At 41.0% G+C, this 16,905-nt stretch carries 16 protein-coding genes; 11 read left to right on the top strand and 5 right to left on the bottom strand.

Translation table 11 applies throughout. The annotated features are described in order from the left end of the window. The first annotated feature begins 640 nt into the window (after positions 1-640). Entirely contained in the window at positions 641-1,864 is a 1,224-nt protein-coding gene (locus ACTQ16_RS14110) for a serine/threonine-protein kinase (protein WP_441937970.1), read from the top strand. Here the strand turns inward: ACTQ16_RS14110 and ACTQ16_RS14105 are convergent. Then, a complete protein-coding gene (locus ACTQ16_RS14105) occupies positions 1,849-2,403 on the bottom strand; it encodes a hypothetical protein (protein ID WP_441937968.1) in 555 nt (184 codons plus the stop codon). The two genes, ACTQ16_RS14110 and ACTQ16_RS14105, sit on opposite strands and share 16 nt — an antisense overlap. 472 nt (positions 2,404-2,875) lie before the next feature. Here ACTQ16_RS14105 and ACTQ16_RS14100 point away from each other — a divergent pair, with 472 nt between their 5' ends. Next, a complete protein-coding gene (locus ACTQ16_RS14100) occupies positions 2,876-3,622 on the top strand; it encodes a hypothetical protein (RefSeq protein WP_287621927.1) in 747 nt (248 codons plus the stop codon). Positions 3,623-3,656: 34 nt separating this feature from the next. On the opposite strand, the gene ACTQ16_RS14095 is transcribed toward ACTQ16_RS14100, so the two are convergent. Both ACTQ16_RS14095 and ACTQ16_RS14090 read right to left on the bottom strand, forming a co-directional pair. Then, complete coding sequence (locus tag ACTQ16_RS14095; RefSeq protein ID WP_441937967.1) at positions 3,657-4,880, bottom strand: transposase; 1,224 nt, start codon at positions 4,878-4,880, stop codon at positions 3,657-3,659. Between the two features lie 291 nt (positions 4,881-5,171). After that, complete coding sequence (locus ACTQ16_RS14090) at positions 5,172-6,137, bottom strand: IS110 family transposase (protein ID WP_153127740.1); 966 nt, start codon at positions 6,135-6,137, stop codon at positions 5,172-5,174. Positions 6,138-6,567: 430 nt separating this feature from the next. On the opposite strand from ACTQ16_RS14090, the gene ACTQ16_RS14085 reads away from it, so the two are divergent. From ACTQ16_RS14085 to ACTQ16_RS14045, 9 genes are all read left to right on the top strand, one after another. Next, a complete protein-coding gene (locus ACTQ16_RS14085) occupies positions 6,568-7,260 on the top strand; it encodes a hypothetical protein (protein ID WP_441937965.1) in 693 nt (230 codons plus the stop codon). A 65-nt stretch (positions 7,261-7,325) separates the two neighbouring features. Then, the gene (locus tag ACTQ16_RS14080; protein ID WP_254974978.1) at positions 7,326-8,051 is read left to right on the top strand and encodes a hypothetical protein; all 726 of its coding nucleotides are present in this window, start codon (positions 7,326-7,328) and stop codon (positions 8,049-8,051) included. A gap of 108 nt (positions 8,052-8,159) precedes the next feature. Then, the gene (locus ACTQ16_RS14075) at positions 8,160-8,495 is read left to right on the top strand and encodes a TM2 domain-containing protein (protein ID WP_441937963.1); all 336 of its coding nucleotides are present in this window, start codon (positions 8,160-8,162) and stop codon (positions 8,493-8,495) included. A gap of 59 nt (positions 8,496-8,554) precedes the next feature. Further along, positions 8,555-8,887, top strand: a complete 333-nt coding sequence (locus tag ACTQ16_RS14070; RefSeq protein WP_117586583.1) for a TM2 domain-containing protein — start codon at positions 8,555-8,557, stop codon at positions 8,885-8,887. Next, entirely contained in the window at positions 8,887-9,270 is a 384-nt protein-coding gene (locus ACTQ16_RS14065) for a DUF2752 domain-containing protein (RefSeq protein WP_441937962.1), read from the top strand. The genes ACTQ16_RS14070 and ACTQ16_RS14065 overlap by 1 nt, the downstream gene beginning before the upstream one ends. A gap of 63 nt (positions 9,271-9,333) precedes the next feature. Then, positions 9,334-10,179 carry a hypothetical protein gene (locus ACTQ16_RS14060; protein WP_441937960.1) on the top strand — a complete coding sequence of 282 codons (846 nt, stop codon included), beginning with the start codon at positions 9,334-9,336 and terminating at the stop codon, positions 10,177-10,179. A 7-nt stretch (positions 10,180-10,186) separates the two neighbouring features. Continuing rightward, the gene (locus ACTQ16_RS14055) at positions 10,187-11,710 is read left to right on the top strand and encodes a hypothetical protein (RefSeq protein WP_441937958.1); all 1,524 of its coding nucleotides are present in this window, start codon (positions 10,187-10,189) and stop codon (positions 11,708-11,710) included. Positions 11,711-11,898: 188 nt separating this feature from the next. Continuing rightward, a complete protein-coding gene (locus ACTQ16_RS14050) occupies positions 11,899-12,390 on the top strand; it encodes a hypothetical protein (RefSeq protein WP_441937957.1) in 492 nt (163 codons plus the stop codon). 7 nt (positions 12,391-12,397) lie between these two features. After that, positions 12,398-13,234, top strand: coding sequence for a hypothetical protein (locus ACTQ16_RS14045; protein ID WP_441937956.1), 837 nt, complete (start codon positions 12,398-12,400; stop codon positions 13,232-13,234). Positions 13,235-13,507: 273 nt separating this feature from the next. Here the strand turns inward: ACTQ16_RS14045 and ACTQ16_RS14040 are convergent, their stop codons facing one another. Continuing rightward, the gene (locus tag ACTQ16_RS14040) at positions 13,508-14,956 is read right to left on the bottom strand and encodes an AAA family ATPase (protein WP_441937954.1); all 1,449 of its coding nucleotides are present in this window, start codon (positions 14,954-14,956) and stop codon (positions 13,508-13,510) included. 184 nt (positions 14,957-15,140) lie between these two features. Then, positions 15,141-16,772 carry a beta-N-acetylhexosaminidase gene (locus ACTQ16_RS14035; protein WP_441937952.1) on the bottom strand — a complete coding sequence of 544 codons (1,632 nt, stop codon included), beginning with the start codon at positions 16,770-16,772 and terminating at the stop codon, positions 15,141-15,143. Positions 16,773-16,905: the final 133 nt, after the last annotated feature.

The raw sequence follows: 16,905 nt of genomic DNA, 5'->3' as shown, positions 1-16,905 counted from the left end.
GGAATAACGCTGCAAATATACACATTTTATGAGGGAATCCTGCAACTTTCCCACAAATTTTATAAAGGAGCGCCCACTTTTTAACTGATTTTAAAGGATGATATCCCTATCTTATGGGGACAGTATCAGTTTTGAAAACGGACATTAAAGGGGTAGGCTTCCACATTCCATAAGAAAAAGGGAGGGGATTTGCGGCAAGCATTCCCCGATATATTAAGGTGTAAATTTGCAGGATATGAGCTTGAACAAAAATACAAACAAAAAACATCGTAAAAGTTTAAAGACTACTAAAAGATTCTCTTTCGCTTGAAAATTCCTTTTAAAATGCCTATATTTGCAATGCCATTAGAAATGACGGCAGACATAATTAGGAAGCAACTATGCTTTGTTCCATCTGAGAACCTGGACAATTCACAGTACACAGGAACGACAGCTCTAATTGTTTGTCTAAATATGTATTCACGTATCCATCCCGCTTCTGTGGGATGGGTATCTCTATACATTCATTGATGCAAACAGGGGGATAATCCTTATACAAAGCAAGTATCCCCTTACTAATCATAAAAAATCACCCAGAAGAAGGTTTTCTCGAAACTTTTAGTTAACTTTGCAACCGAATTATCAACCCAGTCTGAGTAACATGGATTCATATTCTGGAATCATCATAGAAGAAAGCAGAAGGTCTGAGCAATTTTCAGACTTTACTCCCATACCTTGCAAAGGATTCAACATTCTTTGCAAGGCAAAGCGCTATGGCAGATGGTGGGTGCTCAAAGGCCTGAAGAAGCCATATCGCCAAGACGGAAACTACAAGAACCTGCTGCACAAAGAGTTCGATATTCTCATATCCCTGCAGCATCCCAACATCGTATCAGCCTACAGCATGGAAGAAATACCGGAAATGGGTACCTGTATCGTAATGGAATGGATAGATGGTATCACGCTGGAACACTGGAGCGGTAGGAAGGCTGAGGGAGAAGACATCTTCCTCCAGTTGCTTGATGCTGTGCATTACATCCACGCCAAGCAGATAGTACACAGAGACTTAAAACCTTCAAATATCATGATTACCCATAACGGAAATCATGTAAAGCTCATCGATTTCGGACTTTCAGATACCGATGACTTTACCATCCTCAAACAGCCTGCCGGCACACCGGGCTACATCTCACCTGAACAGATTGTATCCCAACAGGCAGACATCCGCAACGACATCTTCAGTATCGGTTGTATCCTGGAAAAGATACTTCCAGGCAAACCCTATACTGCCATCATCAAACGATGTAAGGCTCCCATAACCCAGCGATATGCCAATATTGACGAACTCAAAGCCGATTTCATAGCTCGCAGAAACAGCCATCTATCCGGTATCAAGCGTATCGCAATCGCAGCTTTGGCTTGTATCATCTTATTTGGTTTCATCAGTTATCCTTTACTGCATCACCAGGAGAGGAGCATAAACACCACCCCTGAACATACCGAAGCCAAGAAGGATACATCCATCCGCCAGCAAACCAAGAAGCCTGCCCCACTTTCCAATGGCCAGAAATCCTTGCAGCCAACAGCTACCGAGCCATCTTCTGCATCACAGGCACAAGCCGCCGAACTCCTATCCGAAGGCAAAAAGACTATCGACAAGATGTGGAAGGAATCCGGCATAGACACCATCCGGTCTGTTGTGAAAAAGAGCGAGGCATACTTTCAGTTTGTAAATAAGAGTAATGAATTCATCACAACGACTTATCCACAGACATTCTCTAAGGACATAGACGGCAAGAAGGCAGATATCATCTATGAACTGTCCTCTTATACCACTGAGAGATATGTGAAGCCAACCCTGTCGAGTTTTCAATCTTCCAAATAATGCTCTACGATGATGCCGTTCTTCTTACCTATGACGTAAGTAACCGGTTCATCATCTCCATGTTTCCAAGCATGGAGATAAGCAGGCTCATGATTGATAAAATGATGGCACTCAAAAGTATCATCTTTCGCCAATCTGGTATTTTCTGATGATACCACCTTGAAACTTCCGTTTCCCTGATACCTGATGATGCAGGTTCTGTCAGGCAGCCAGGAAAGTTTGAGCATCTGTCCCTCATAAAGAACATCGCATGAGATTTCCTTGCCTATAACCATCTGGCTCTGCTGCTCTCCCATCCCTTGCGACAATCCAAACTCCTCAAAGTCCGCATAACCGAGAAAATTCGCCAAAACATTCTTGGTAAACTTGCTGGCAGAAACCCCTTCGCTCACGTATCCCCAGAATCGTCGCAGCGTAGAGGCACTCACCCTTTGCTGGGTACGTTCCTCCACCTTTTCGCTCAACCAAGCGAAGTCGCGGGGCACAACCATCTTGCGTCCCACCATTTTTTCTATCATTTCACGTAATATCTGTTCCATGCTGCAAAGATACTGAAACAAATCCAACCAACACACAAAAAAGTCAATATTTCGACTAAAAACGCCCTATATTTTGAACTTGGAACGGAATGGAACGCTGAAAAAGCAGAAAAAACACCTATTTTTGCAAAAAAATCAGCTCACAATGAACAACTTTAGAAAAAAAATGGTATATTTGCAGTGCTGTTCTAAACAAGCAGCAGACATGTTAAGGAAACAACCATGCTTGGTTCGTACTGAGAATCTGGACAATTCATTGTACACAAGAACGAAGACAGAAGTTGTTCACCCAACCGTGTATTATTGTATCCATTCCGCTTCGGCGGGATGGGTATCAACATATACACATTGGTGTGAGCTGATTTTCATTCTTTGTGTACAGGTAGTCCAGAACCTTCAGAACAGAATGAAATTGGTTCGCACCTTTTTTGTGCCTAAGAATGAAATAACAAACAAGTAAATGATAAACATCATGGAAAGAACTAACATTTATATATCCGATACTGATGATAAGATAATGCTGAAAGTATTATCTAGTATAAGTAGTATTATCTTCAATGAAAAAAAATACGAGGATATCCTATTGAAAAGTTACCAGGAAATGGAAGAGCAATGTAATTGGGAGTATCCTGACGGTCCAACAGATAATGGATGTGCCGTTAAATATATTGATGCCCCACAAAATTACCAAGACTATAGTATCTTAGGATTTGACTTACCTACACTTATACGAACAGACCAAGATAAGCCTATATCAAATATTGTCATGGTAGTAAGCCAAGACCCAAGACGCACAGAACGGTATAAAGGAAAGCTGTCTTTGTCATCTTCTTTTGGCTTTCATGACAAAAGCTATCGTACCAATACTCGCAAGGGATTTATGACACCAGTCATATTTCAGGCTCTTGAAACAGCTCCTGGAACTGCGATTTATATGACAGATTGCAACAAACTGTTTACAACAGACAAGAGAGGCATTCTAAAGACTGAAACTCGAAAATATCAAGAAATTCTCCAGAAAGAGATAGAATTGGTAAAACCAAGTTGCATCATTTCTCACGGAAGAACTGCTAACGCAATTCTAAGCAAAATAGTGGGTTCTATAAACTGTGAACTCTATTATGTTCCTTACATAGGGAATTCCTACATGAAAAAAGAGAATCGTGAAAAGGCTATAACTGATTTTGTCCATGCATTCAAGAATAAGAACAACAAATAATTCACCAATAGTTCGTTAATAATTCAATAATGTGCTAAGCAGCTATACGCTGTAAGCACGAGAGATCTTTGAAAATCTTGCTAATTAAAGTTCGGTTCGGGGTGTACCCACTTGCTTTAAAAATTCGTTTCACCAGATAAATGTTGGTCATCAGTGACTTGAATGAAGACATAGAATATTCCATTCCCATCTCCTTCATAGTTACCTTGGCAACATTTAGTGATGTGAACGAAGCATTGAAAGCAAAATCGAGTTTCCACTTATCGCGAGCCTGGCAGTCCATAAGACCAGTATATCCTTTGGCGTCACGAAAGCAAAATTCGATCTGGAACCTGGTTCTATAATAAAGAAGTACCTCTTCACCCGAAAGTGAGGTGTCTGTAGAGAAGAATAGTTTCTTCTTGCCATTCGGCATCTGCCAGATGACAAGTCTAACTTTACACCTGAGTGCCTTGGAATAGGCTATCAAAGTATAAGCTGTTCCTTCTATATCTTTCATCTCCATCTTCTCCATTCGAGTGAGGTCAAGATTCTTCATATCAATCTTGCCATCCTTGGTCTTGGGGCGACCACGTTTTCCAGTACGTGGACCAGCATAGACATAAAAGAGACAAGCATTGTCACGAAAGCGGCTTATCAAAGAGAACCCTTCTTTCTTTATCCCATTAACAAATGTACTTGTAGAGAAGTAAGCATCTGCAACTATGAGGGTTGAGAGTTTGAGAAGTTCCTTGCGGTAACGCTTAATGACGCTGATATAGAAATCTACCATAGTCTTGTTTCTAAGACTCAGTTCTTTATTACTTAGCGACTGGTGGGCTCTTAACATCATGCAGTCTTTGGTATCAATATCAACGAGGCCAATACCCATGATTTCGAGACCATGTTTAACAGACTGTGCACATCCCGACCAAAAACGACCGATATGTGGAGTCTTCTTGCCAGCTTTGCTGATGTAGCTGGGATCAATGGCAATAGCCCATCTTCCCTGTTTAGCAAAGAAGCGCTTGGCAAGTGATACATTAAGTTTGAGCCAGTCAATGTTTTTCGACTTTTTTAAGCCGAATGCGTTGCGATAGGTTTGCTCAACATGCGAGCCATACCTCCCCATTTGGGTGAAATTTATCTTTCTTGGTATTACCATGAACAAAATTATCACCTCGATGAGTATTTTCTCGAAACTTTTTGTTAACTTTGCAGCCGAATCTTCAACTGCATCTTTAAAGATATCCATATATTGGTCAAGTCCTGTATTCATATAATTTTGCGTTTGTCGTGATTTGCAAAGTTACTGAAAATCAGCGACTTGACCAACTTTTTATAGTTAAGTTTTCATAAGCATTTCTTAATATAAGTTATTGATTTACAGACGATTAAATATTAATTTAACGCAGTATTGATTCACAAGAATATGAACTATAATAATAAAAATGAATACGGTTAACGAAATTTAGCATGAATATGCATTTTCGTAGGCACATAGAGGATCTTTAGGACTGATATCTCAGCCCCTAGCCGACAAGGCGTTCCTTCAGGCGGAGAGATGGTTTTATGGCTTTACAGACTTATATCCATCTATATATATTTTCTCCTGTGTAACAACAGCGAAGGCTTGTCTGATGAGTTTGTTGGCAACAGCGACAATAGCCACTTTTCCTGGCTTCCCATTTGACCGCAAGCGTTCAAAGCATGCTTTGCATTCTGTGTTGCACCGCAATGATGCCATAGCTCCAATATAAAGCTGACTACGCAGATAAGCATCTCCGTTACGATTAATGTGCCCTTTGACATTGACTGACGTACCAGACTGTTGGTAAGTAGGTGACAGCCCTAAATATCGGGTAAGTTGCTTAGCATTATCAAAGTAGGTGAATCCACCTGTGGCAATGATGAGTGCAGCTGCAAGGGTTGCTCCTATTCCTTTTATGGAAGTGAGTAAATCCATCTGCTTCTTGTATTCAATCTCTGCTAAGGAAGTTAGCTCTTCCTCCATTTCTTCGATTTGTTTCTCTAGAAACTTGATAGTCTTCTCCAAGACTTTCTTGCACTTGGAATCAATGAATGGCAGGATTTTAAGTGAACCTTCAAGGTTTCTGTTAGCGGTAAGCTGCTTCTTCAGTTGACGTAATACAGTGCGCTTTTGCTTGAGTAACAAAAGGGAATCACTACGGAGCTTAAATGGTGCTGGTTGCATTCTCTCACCATACAAGGCAATGAGGCGGGCATCTATCTCGTCTGTTTTGACAACAGAGAGCATGACACGTGCAAAGTTCTTTATCTTCAGAGGATTCTCCAGGCTGACAGTAAAGCCTGCCTTGGAGAGCAAATAGACAAGCAGCATACTGTAGTTGCCTGTTGCTTCCAACACACAATGGTTCTCTTCAGGAGAGATGGTTCGGATAAACTCTCGGATACCCTTTGTGGTATTCTTGAAAGTTTTGGTTTCACTGCTTTTGGCAGATGAATAAGCAACAACGAAGGTTGCTTTGCTGACGTCAATTCCTACGTAAGTCATAGTCATAATATTTATAATTAAACAAACATCGATACATCATGAGCTATCATTGCGAATACGGGGTCTATGCCCTTTGAACTATCCAGGTTCTGATGTAAGGGTGTGGGGACGGAACATATTCTACGGCTTGCAAAGCTAATGAAAACTCGGTCTTATTCCACACCCTGATGTTGAATTTCTATGCAAAGATAATAAAAAAAAGTAATATACAATGAAAAAATCTTTTATCATTATGCTCTTCTTTGCGATAGCATCGGGAGCTATAGAATAAAATGAAATTAATCTCGACAAGATATTCACGAAAGATAATCTGACTGAGTTGCCACAATTCACTGGCGGTAAAGCTTGCATTCATCCCATTTGCAATGGGAGGTTGATGATAATGGATTACTTTTAAAAACAATTTTATTAATTTTAAATATCATTAATTATGAAAAAGATTTCTGTTTTTTTTGCATTCATGCTAACATTGCTGTTCTCTGCATGTTCTTCTTCAATGTTCGACAAACTGGTAGAGGCATACGAAAGTTCGACCAAAGAACTCGCTTCTGCATCCAGCAACGATGACTGTGACAGAATACATGACGAGCTGATGGAAAAGTTATACAAGATTTCACAGGATTATCCTGATTGGGAAGAGATCATCCAAAAAGAGGGTGAAGACAGCGAAAATGTCAAAAAGGTCACCAAGGCATACAAAGCTTGGAACAATACCCTAGAAAGTGCCACCACCGACAACCATTACATGTTTATGACATACTGCAACATCCCTAATGCCATCGAGCAAATTACCGGAAAGGGAGCATCGAAGAAGACCGAGGAGACCAAAGAAAGCGAAGACACCTCTAACGATCTCTCTTCGTCATCTTCAGATACCAACATCGACGAGATGCTCGACTCCTACGAGGAATATGTCAACAAACTCTCAGACTTCTATGCTAAGTTGAAAGACATGGAACCAGGTTCTGAGGAGTATATGTCTACTCTCGGCGAAGCACAGGAGTTGGAAGGCAGCTATCAGGATTTGCTTGAAAAATGCAAAGATGCCAAAGGCAACTTTACCAGTGAGCAATTACAACGCTATGTCGAGATCACCAAAAAGTTGACCGAGGCAATGAAATAATATCCGACTATAGCAATATTACAACATTACTCATTCATACAACATCTTACATCAATACATAACATATGAAAAAGCTTTTATATTTATCCATGCTGGCCATAACTATTTTGGCCAGCTGTAACTCTAAAGAAAAAGAGGACAAGGCCTTTGCCCGTGTATCAACCTCGAACAATCCTCAGGAGATGAGAGCTTACCTTGACAATTACTTCGAGGAGGCATCTCCAGAACACCTTGTCAAGATTCGCAAGAACTTAAGAGTATGGGTAGACGATTCTACCGCCTATGCCAATATCTGCAAGACCAAAGATCTTGCCACCAAGATTTCTTTGGAGAATGAATACATGGAAAAGTTCAAAGATGGCGGCAACCATAAAACGGAGATTAGCAATATGCTTGCCAAGGACCAAAAGGCCAAAGAGGAGTTAGAACTCAAAGAGCAGAAAGCACAAGAAGAGTTGGAGCTACAAGCAGAAAGACAAGCCAAATACAAAGATTTTAAAGACAATGTAGTAGACTATATCTTTGGTTTTGGCAATGAACCAGTTTTTGTATATTGGGCATTTAGTGCTCCCGATATAAATGGCTGTGGAAAAGGTGTATTTATTAATAACCTTAAAAGTCTAAAAGAAAAGTTCACCTATAAACTTGCCGACAATGGAGATTTGCAAGTCAAAAGCAAGAACGGCTCTGCCAGCATCACTTTCCTGAATGACGGTTTGTATCGCGGACAAGATTATTTTAAGAGAATATACGCTCCTATTGATTATAAAAACTGTAAGAAATACTTCTAAAAGACATAGTATATTACAGCGTTATAAACAAAACATTTAGTGAATTTCGCACTTGCTTGTTGTATTTGCGAAAATAAAAACAAATTATAAATTTAACATTTAAAAATCATGGAAAAAGAAAAGATTAACCAGTTCATCATGATAAACGGAAAGTTTTTCCCAGAAATGATGATTGAAGATGTGAAAAAGAAACTTGAGTCACTTGACGAGAGCAAAGAGAGTATGCTGATGGCTACGGAATGGAAGAATCCTACAGTTGCATTTTTGTTCGCTTTCTTCCTTGGCGTTTTGGGTGTTGACCGTTTCTGGCTTGGCGAAACAGGTTTGGGTATCGCTAAATTCATTACTTGCGGAGGAGCAGGTATTTGGACACTTATCGACTGGTTTACAGCAATGAACCGTGCAAAGAAGTATAATTACAACAAATTGATGATGAATTTTTAAACATTAGATTTGAGGAAGAGCAAAATAGCTCTTCCTCAAAAACGAAAAGCAAGACAACAATGAATGACAAAATCAATATGCTATTAATGACATATAGCAAGTATTTTCCTGATGAAAGTATGATGATGATCCGGGACAGATTCGAAGCTATGGATGAATCCAAGACATCTATGCTGTATACATTAGGCTTAAAAGATCCAACTATGGCATTAATACTTTCCATTGTTGCTGGCGGATTAGGAATTGACAGATTTTATATCGGTGACACAGGTCTTGGAATAGCAAAACTGCTTACTTGTGGAGGTTGTGGAATCTGGACGATTATAGATTACTTTTTAATCATGAAAGTAACAAAGGAGAAGAACTTAGAAAAATTCATAACAGTCATGTAATGACTAGGCAAGAAGCTTTCACCCTATTGGGAGTTTATATATTGGGAATGGTGTGGATTATACTGAACAACATCTATGATATAAGTTTAGTGCTATGCCCTACTAAAATTCTCTTTGGTATTCCTTGCCCGGGTTGCGGAATGACTAGAGCCGTAAAGCTTTGTCTTGAAGGTGAGTTATTGGCAGCAGTACGGATGAATCCTAATATCATACTAGTTTGGATTATTCTTCCCATTGCTCCTTTCATCTTAATCACACAATTAGCAACAAATAAAGATTATATAGCAAGGATAAATGCCTGTTTAGATAAGAAGGTTTACCTCGTCATAATCCTAATCGCTGAAGGAAGCATATGGATATATAACATTGTCCGGCATATATAAGCGGATTTGACTGCATACTGCTTTATAAATATCGAATATAATAAAATAAAAAACTGAAAGATTATGAAAATCAAGAGTTTATTTATCATTGCCTGTGCAATGATGTTTACATTGTCCTTGTCAGCACAGACAAGAAAAGGTACTACAACCAAGAGACCAACTACTGCGTCAAAAAGACCTGCACAACAAACAGCTTCTAAGCCGATATTGGTGGACTTAGGTTTGCCAAGCGGTACCAAATGGGCTGATAGAAATATTGGTGCAACAAGCGTTACTTCTGTTGGTGGCTATTATTCGTATGGTGAAACTGCAACCAAACAGATTTATACGTCAGATACATACACATTCAAGTCTGACATTACAAATATTGCAGGAACAGAGTATGATGTTGCAACAAAAAAGTATGGCAAGGGATGGAGCATTCCTACCGCCGAACAGTGGAAAGAACTGTTTGAGAGCTGTACCCTTGACTATATGGTAATCAACAAACTATATGTTGCGAAATTTACAGGACCAAATGGCAAATCCATTTACCTTTACTTCCCGCCTAATGATATATATGCTAGGGTTGGTAACATGGAATTATCCAAAAAAGTTTCGGCTGGCCTTTTGGCATTTATAACGGAAAATGAGACTTTCGTTAATTTATCACAACTAGCACAATACAACGGAATGACCGTAAAAGCGACGGAGGCTATATATAGAACTGCCAACAAGGAATCCCTTGCTCAGATATTAGCAATAATATCCGTAGACAAAAACGGGAAGGTTAATCCGTCCCTAAAAAACGCAACCGTTCAGAATAGTGATCAAGCGATCTATGGCATTCTAGTGCGTCCTGTTTTTAATAGTCCGAAAACAGAAAGTACTGAGGATACAGAACAAGATGAAATAGAACTACCAGAATAAGAACAATATGAAAAGAATACATTATAATATCCTAATAATCTGTTTTGCGCTTTTTAGTTGTATGAATATAAAAGCGCAGAACGCTTCTTCTGTCAAGTCTGCCAAGACTGCTGAGCTCCATGCTTTGCTGAAAACAAAGAAATGGACAATCTCTGATATAGCGAGATTTATTCCATATGACATCTCAATGGTTGACGCTTCTTTCAATACATGGCTTAAGAGCAAAGAAATAGTTTTCTACAAGGAAGTCAATGGGCAAAAGAAATTGGTTCTTCCTGAAGAAGTAGACAATGATCTGAAGGCAGACTATAAAGACAAACTTGGAGTGGAAACTCCTGCCAATTACTTTTCAGAATGGAAGAACTTTTTTGCAAAACGTTGTTATGCTCACGGTACTGCAGAATATGTTCTGGCTAAATATCAAAACAAGGAGATAACTTTTAAGGAATGTATTGATAAACTGAAAAATGCAGAAGACCAAAAGAGTTATGTGTCTTATATGAAGAGTTTTGTCTTCTATGCTATGCAGCAAGAGCCTACAGCATGGGATGATCTTAATGGAGCATTGAAAGACGTTATTGCTAAAAATAAGAAGACCGGTACTTGTCTTGCTTTCATGCTTTGCAGAACCAATAGTGACCCTAAGCAATGGGTGTCAATTATCAAACAAGTTCCCAGACCTTCAAAATTCTATAATGGTAGTAGCGATGATTCGTTTAGAGAAGATGCCACTATAATGACCACTGCATTGAATAAAATTGAGCCTATTAATTACAAGGATGAATATGGAGGTTGCCTTTCTGGTATAAATCTTTATTTAGACGGAAGAGTTATTATGCGCCGTACTAATGCAAATATACCTATAGCCACTCTTCATTCTGTACAAGAAGAGACGGATTGTCTGTCTGCATACAAAGGTCAAGACTACACGTTCCTATATAATCCAAATGGAGAAAATCTTTATGGATTTTTACAGGAAAAAGGAGGATGCTATCTGAAGTTAAAACCAGTAAAACCTACGCTATGGAGTGCAAATACAAAACGTTTGTCCAGTGAGCAGTTCGAATTAGTGGCTGGTTATAAGCTCAATAGTGCAGGAGATGTTATTGGAGAGTCGTATATAGGAATGTCAAAGCAGCGATTGTCTGAAGAACTCAAAAAGCCTCTCATGGGTTATGAAGATCTAGTCAGTCTTGGTGCTCAGGCTTCTGAGTATAAGAGACAAGAAGAGATAAACAAGGCTGACAATGAGTATATGTATAAGGAGGTAACTCAGCTCAGAAAGAAATATGGAGACAAACCTGTTGATGCGATGATAAAAATAGAGCCTTATGTTGGAATGCCAGAAGGAATTTTGAATGATTATATTGGTACAATAAAAGGTATCAAAGTAAAATTGTTTGAAAGAGTGTATCATTCAGTATGGAACAAATACCAGCTCTGTGGATTGTTACGCAGCTTGGGTAACAATATTACTGTTTGGTGTCTCAACGGAGTGGTTGAACATGTTTATCACGACGGAAGATTATAAGTTCAGAGACCTGTTGCAAAATAAAATGGCAAAGAATATGGCTTATAACAGTTCATAGCTATATAGGAAATACACATCACATTCTATAATCAAGCGCCAATACTTTTTTAAAAGTATTGGCACTTTTTTTTGAAATTTTCCCTTCATATTACTATATTATAAAGGTATAACCAAAAAGAAAGAATAAAATGGCAAATAAAATGTCTATATGTATTATCAAATACACATATACTCAATATGTAGGGGTGGATATCGAAAAATATACTCGGGGACTATTCGAGTATGTGAAGGAAGCGTTTGGGGAGTTTCGACCACAAATGTCAGAACCTGGAACTATACCTGATATGCCAGACTATCTGGACATCGTGCTCTGCAAAAAGGACGGAAGTATCTTCTACGAGATGGATATCCAAAGACGTGCCATCAACATCCCGCTCGACTTTCAGATGGAAGGATTGGTCCTGGAAATCAATATCACCAACTGCAATGGTACTAAATTCAAGAAGAAACACCAATATCATCCCTTAAAGTATCGTAACGGAAAAGGGGAACTTAGACAACTCAGAATCCACAAAAATATAGTTAGAAGGGGAACTACAAAAAATCAGATAGAACCCGATGAAGATGGTCTCCCTGAACTTAGATCTCAGATTCTCAAGTTTCATAAATTCTTAAAATAACCATCCTATGACATACGAAGAATTCAAGCAATTGGCTGAGCATCCACAGCATCGGGATGTTCCTGCCATCTTCAAGCTCGAAGTTTTAGAAACAGAAGAGCTGGAGGAGAAAAAGCGTTCACATTATCCGAAATACAAGGTGAACACCTATTGTCCGCAAGCCTTCACCACAACTCTGGAGGAGGCTGAGAGACTGATGCACCAGGATGTCCTTTACCGCAAAAAGATGAAGGAGGAAGACGACTATCCGCTGGATACCTTCTGCTATTATATCTCGGAGATTCCAATGGGACTGTTGCACTACGACCGCGAATGTCTTTCTGAAAGAGTGTATGACGGTGAGGGAAAACTGATCGACCAGTCTTACTGCTGTTCGCGTTTCAGCATTTACTATCCCGGAGTCTGCGATTTGCCTGCATACAACCGTCATCCTGACGAGACCTTCCGAGGCAGAAACGCAAAACAGATCAGATTCCAGAAAGGTGACATCGTGGAAGTATATCGTGGCGATGAGGTAAAACTTGCCATCGTCGTCGGTACTCCGCTTACCACCGAATGGATCTGGGAGAGAAACCAGGCTGTCAAGGATAAAAGGGGATTGGATGAACTACCATACGATGAAACGGATGACAGCTATACCGTGATAGATGGTCCCGGCTATGAATACCACGACCAGGTTCCGTCGCTGTATGTCTTCGCCCTTCACTATCATGTGCCGCTCTATCTTCAGAGACGATTCAAGGGGTATTTGGAAAAGGCTGAGAAGAAGCAGAAAGAAGAGGAGGAGAAAGACAAGATCTTCCGCCAGGTCATGAATGCAGCATCCGCAACAAGGAACAGATAGAGAAGTCTGAAAAGTGCGGTTGCTTCAGCTGCTGCGAAATCTTCTCGCCATCCGAAATCACGGATTACTTCCCTGATGAGCCGCCTACAGCCGAATGTCCCTTCTGCCATACCGACTCCGTAATAGGTGATGCCTTCAGCTTCCCTATCACCAAGGATTTCTTGAAGAAAATGAAGAAGAGATGGTTCTAGGCGATTTTTCAACGTTTTTCACCGACCTGCCTCCTATCCATGGGGGCAGTATCAGTTTTGAAAACGGATATTAAAATACCATTTATCCAAAGAGATCATTCATCCTTACCTCACTATTCACCAATCCACTATGCATATTCTGCTTCACCCCATAAGTCGTGATGAAAGTATGCAACAATGCCTTCTTCGTCTTGGTCGCCACAGAGAAGGAAGACATCCTGTCACGCAGCCGCTGCTCATAGCTGGCATCTATCACAAACTCATCCTTGGCATATTTCATCTCACAGATATTGATAGCTCCATCAGCACGGTCTATCAGCATATCTATCTGACCTCCTCGCCATTCTGCACCAGTAGAATCTACAAAAGGACGGCAGGACCAGGAATAAACATTCGCCAAAACACCAGAAATACCCAATGCCTTCTTGATCTGTGGGATATGATGTAGGCATACCTGTTCGAAAGCATAACCGCTCCAGGCTGTTCTATTTCCCGAATTGCGCATGTTACTCCAGAAGTTCTTATCCTGCCCACTGTTATTTGCCACAAAACGGGTATAGAACAATGAGTATAAGTCAGTTAACTGATATAGGGCATCCCTTTCACTCTTTCCTATGGTAGCATATTTCCTGATAAAATCGCATTTCTTCAGATTCTCCAGGATTTCTGATAACTGTCCACCGCCTTTCAGTTTCAACTCCTCCATCAATTCCTTACGGGTCATCCCCTTCATTTTTTCAGAAAGCACCTCTACTATCTTGCGATAATGCTTGGAGTCATTAAAGAGAGAACGGAAGAGGAAATCGAATTCTCCACGTAATGGCGAATCCTGCGAGAAAAACAGTCTGTCGATGCACACATCTAACGGCACACCACGCTCCAGCATATCAAGATAATAAGGAATACCCCCCAATATCATATACACATCCAATACCTGCTGGCGGGTAAGAGCAAGGCCTTTCAATTCGTTTAAGAACAGTTCTGTCTCGCCCAGAGAGAATGGAGCCAGATAGATCTGCCGGGTAACGCGACCATACAATCCGCCCTTATCGCCTATAAACTTAGCCAACATCCATGTGGTGGAAGAACCACAGACGATAAGTTTCAGTTGAGGGACCATAGAAGCCCATGAATTCCAGAAATAACTGAAAGCTGCGATAAAATTGCTTTTGGGCGTATCCATCCAAGGCAACTCATCAAAGAACAGAACAATCGGTTCCTGCTGAGATAAGCCCGACAGATATTCACGCAAAGCAGCAAAAGCCTCAAACCAGGTTTTCAGCTTGGGCACTGTCTGCTTAGCATACTGCGCCAACGCCATCCGAAACTGCTCCAGCTGTACCGCACGGCTCACTTCATACATACCAATAAAGGAAAAGGCAAACTGGTCGTTGAACATTTTTCGAACCAGAAAAGTCTTTCCTACGCGCCTACGACCATAGATAGCTATCAGTTCTGCCTTGTTGCTTTTACAACGTTCCAGAATGAGTTTCTGCTCATATTCACGTCCTATTATTCCGTTTGCATCCATAACTTTCTGATTTTATTTCATTTATACTAAATTTTATCGGTGCAAAGATAAACAAAAAAAATGAAATCTGCAAGGATAGTACCGCCCTAACTACCTTTTTAACATAGTTAGGGCGCACCTATAAACGATAACACCGCCCTAACTACCTATTTTTATATAGTTAGGGCGGTGCTATCTACAAATATTACTTCTTTTCTTCCAGATGCTTCTTCACGGCATCCTCGATATCAGCCTTGTAATTCAAGCCGTAGAGGCGGTAGAGATCCTGCATGTGGAGCATTCGTGGGAAGAAGTTCTCCAGGTTTCGCTTGTCCTTGGCAGTCCACTGCACCTCAGAAAGGGCGGCAAGTCTTGGCAACAGCTCCCACTCCATCTTCTCGGCATCCTTTACCCACTCGGTCCAGATACAACCCTCGGCACCGATGATGTTCTGCTGCTCGGCAGGAGTCAGCTTATCAGAGCAAGGCTCCAGATCATATACCCGCTGGATGCTAGGAATACCCTCTATCTTGTTGATGCGAGGATTGCTGAAATAGAAATTGCTGATAGGAGCTACGATGGTAGGATGACCTTCACGGGCAGAACGGATGCTGGCATTCACACTGGTCCAACCGCAAACGGTGATGTCCTTGGATGGAGTTCCTTTCAGAATCTCATCCCAACCCATCATCTTTCTGCCACGGTTTCTGATCTGCTTCTCTATCTCACCCATAAACCAGGTCTGGAGCTGCTCTTCCTTTCTGTGCTTAGGAAGTTCCTGGATACCGAGATCTGCAATCTTCTTCTGACAGTTCCCGCAAACCTTCCAGCGGTTCTTTGGGCACTCATCGCCACCAATATGAATATACTCTGATGGGAAAATATCCATGATTTCATCCATCACGTCCTTGGCAAACTGAAGAGTCTGAGCCTTGCCGGCACACAACACATCCTCGAAAACACCAAAACGGGTAGCTACCTCGTAAGGACCACCGGTACAGCCCAACTCAGGATAAGATGCCAGGGCTGCCAGCATGTGACCCGGCATATCCACCTCCGGAATCACGGTGATGTATCTGTCGGCAGCATACTTCACGATTTCGCGGGCTTCCTCCTGGGTATAATAACCTGATACAGGAACGCCATCAAACTCGTTCTTGTTGGTTGGCAGGATAGTCTCCTTACGCTTGGAACCGATCTGGGTAAGCATCGGATACTTCTTGATTTCAAGACGCCAGCCCTGATCCTCGGTAAGGTGCCAGTGGAAATAATTGATATTGTGCATCGCAAAGACATCAATCAACTTCTTGAGATAAGGTACGCTGAAATAATGACGGCCTACATCGATCATGAACGCACGATAAGCAAAGCGGGGAGCATCGGTAACCTCGGCAGCAGGAAGAGAAACGCTCTTCACATTCCGGGTGATAGGCAATGCCTTCATCACACTCTGGATGCCATAGAAGATACCTACATGAGAGGTGGCTGAAATGGTGATGCCATTCTTGTTGACCACGAGAGAATAAGCTTCAGATTTAGTATCGCCAGCATTCAGCGCCAGACGGATCTGACCCTTCGCCTGCTTGTCGGTAGTCTTTACCTCGATACCGGTTACCTCCTTGATATGAGATGCCAGGAACCCGGCATCCTTCTTCTGCTTCTCATCTCCAGCAGCATAATAGATTGTAGTTTTGGCTGTGATGCGGAAAGGAGCGCTACTCATCTCCTTGACTTGCTGAGGCAATGGAACAATCTGCCAACTGCCCATGTTCACATCCTTGGCTGATAATGAAAGGCTAGCCAAAAAAGCCATAGTTAGAATGATTCTTCGTATCATAATTTTGAATGAATAGGTTTTAAATCACTGCAAAATTACGATTTTATACCGAAAGTACGGCATAATTTGAAGAAAAGCATCCTTCACTATGGCTTTTTTAACCTATTTTGGGTCTGGAAACTGCCAGATGACG

Origin of the sequence: Prevotella sp. LCP21S3_D2 (assembly GCF_052118345.1) — a bacterium.
In the GTDB taxonomy this organism is placed as follows: domain Bacteria; phylum Bacteroidota; class Bacteroidia; order Bacteroidales; family Bacteroidaceae; genus Prevotella.
This window is presented reverse-complemented; position numbering and strand designations above follow the sequence as displayed.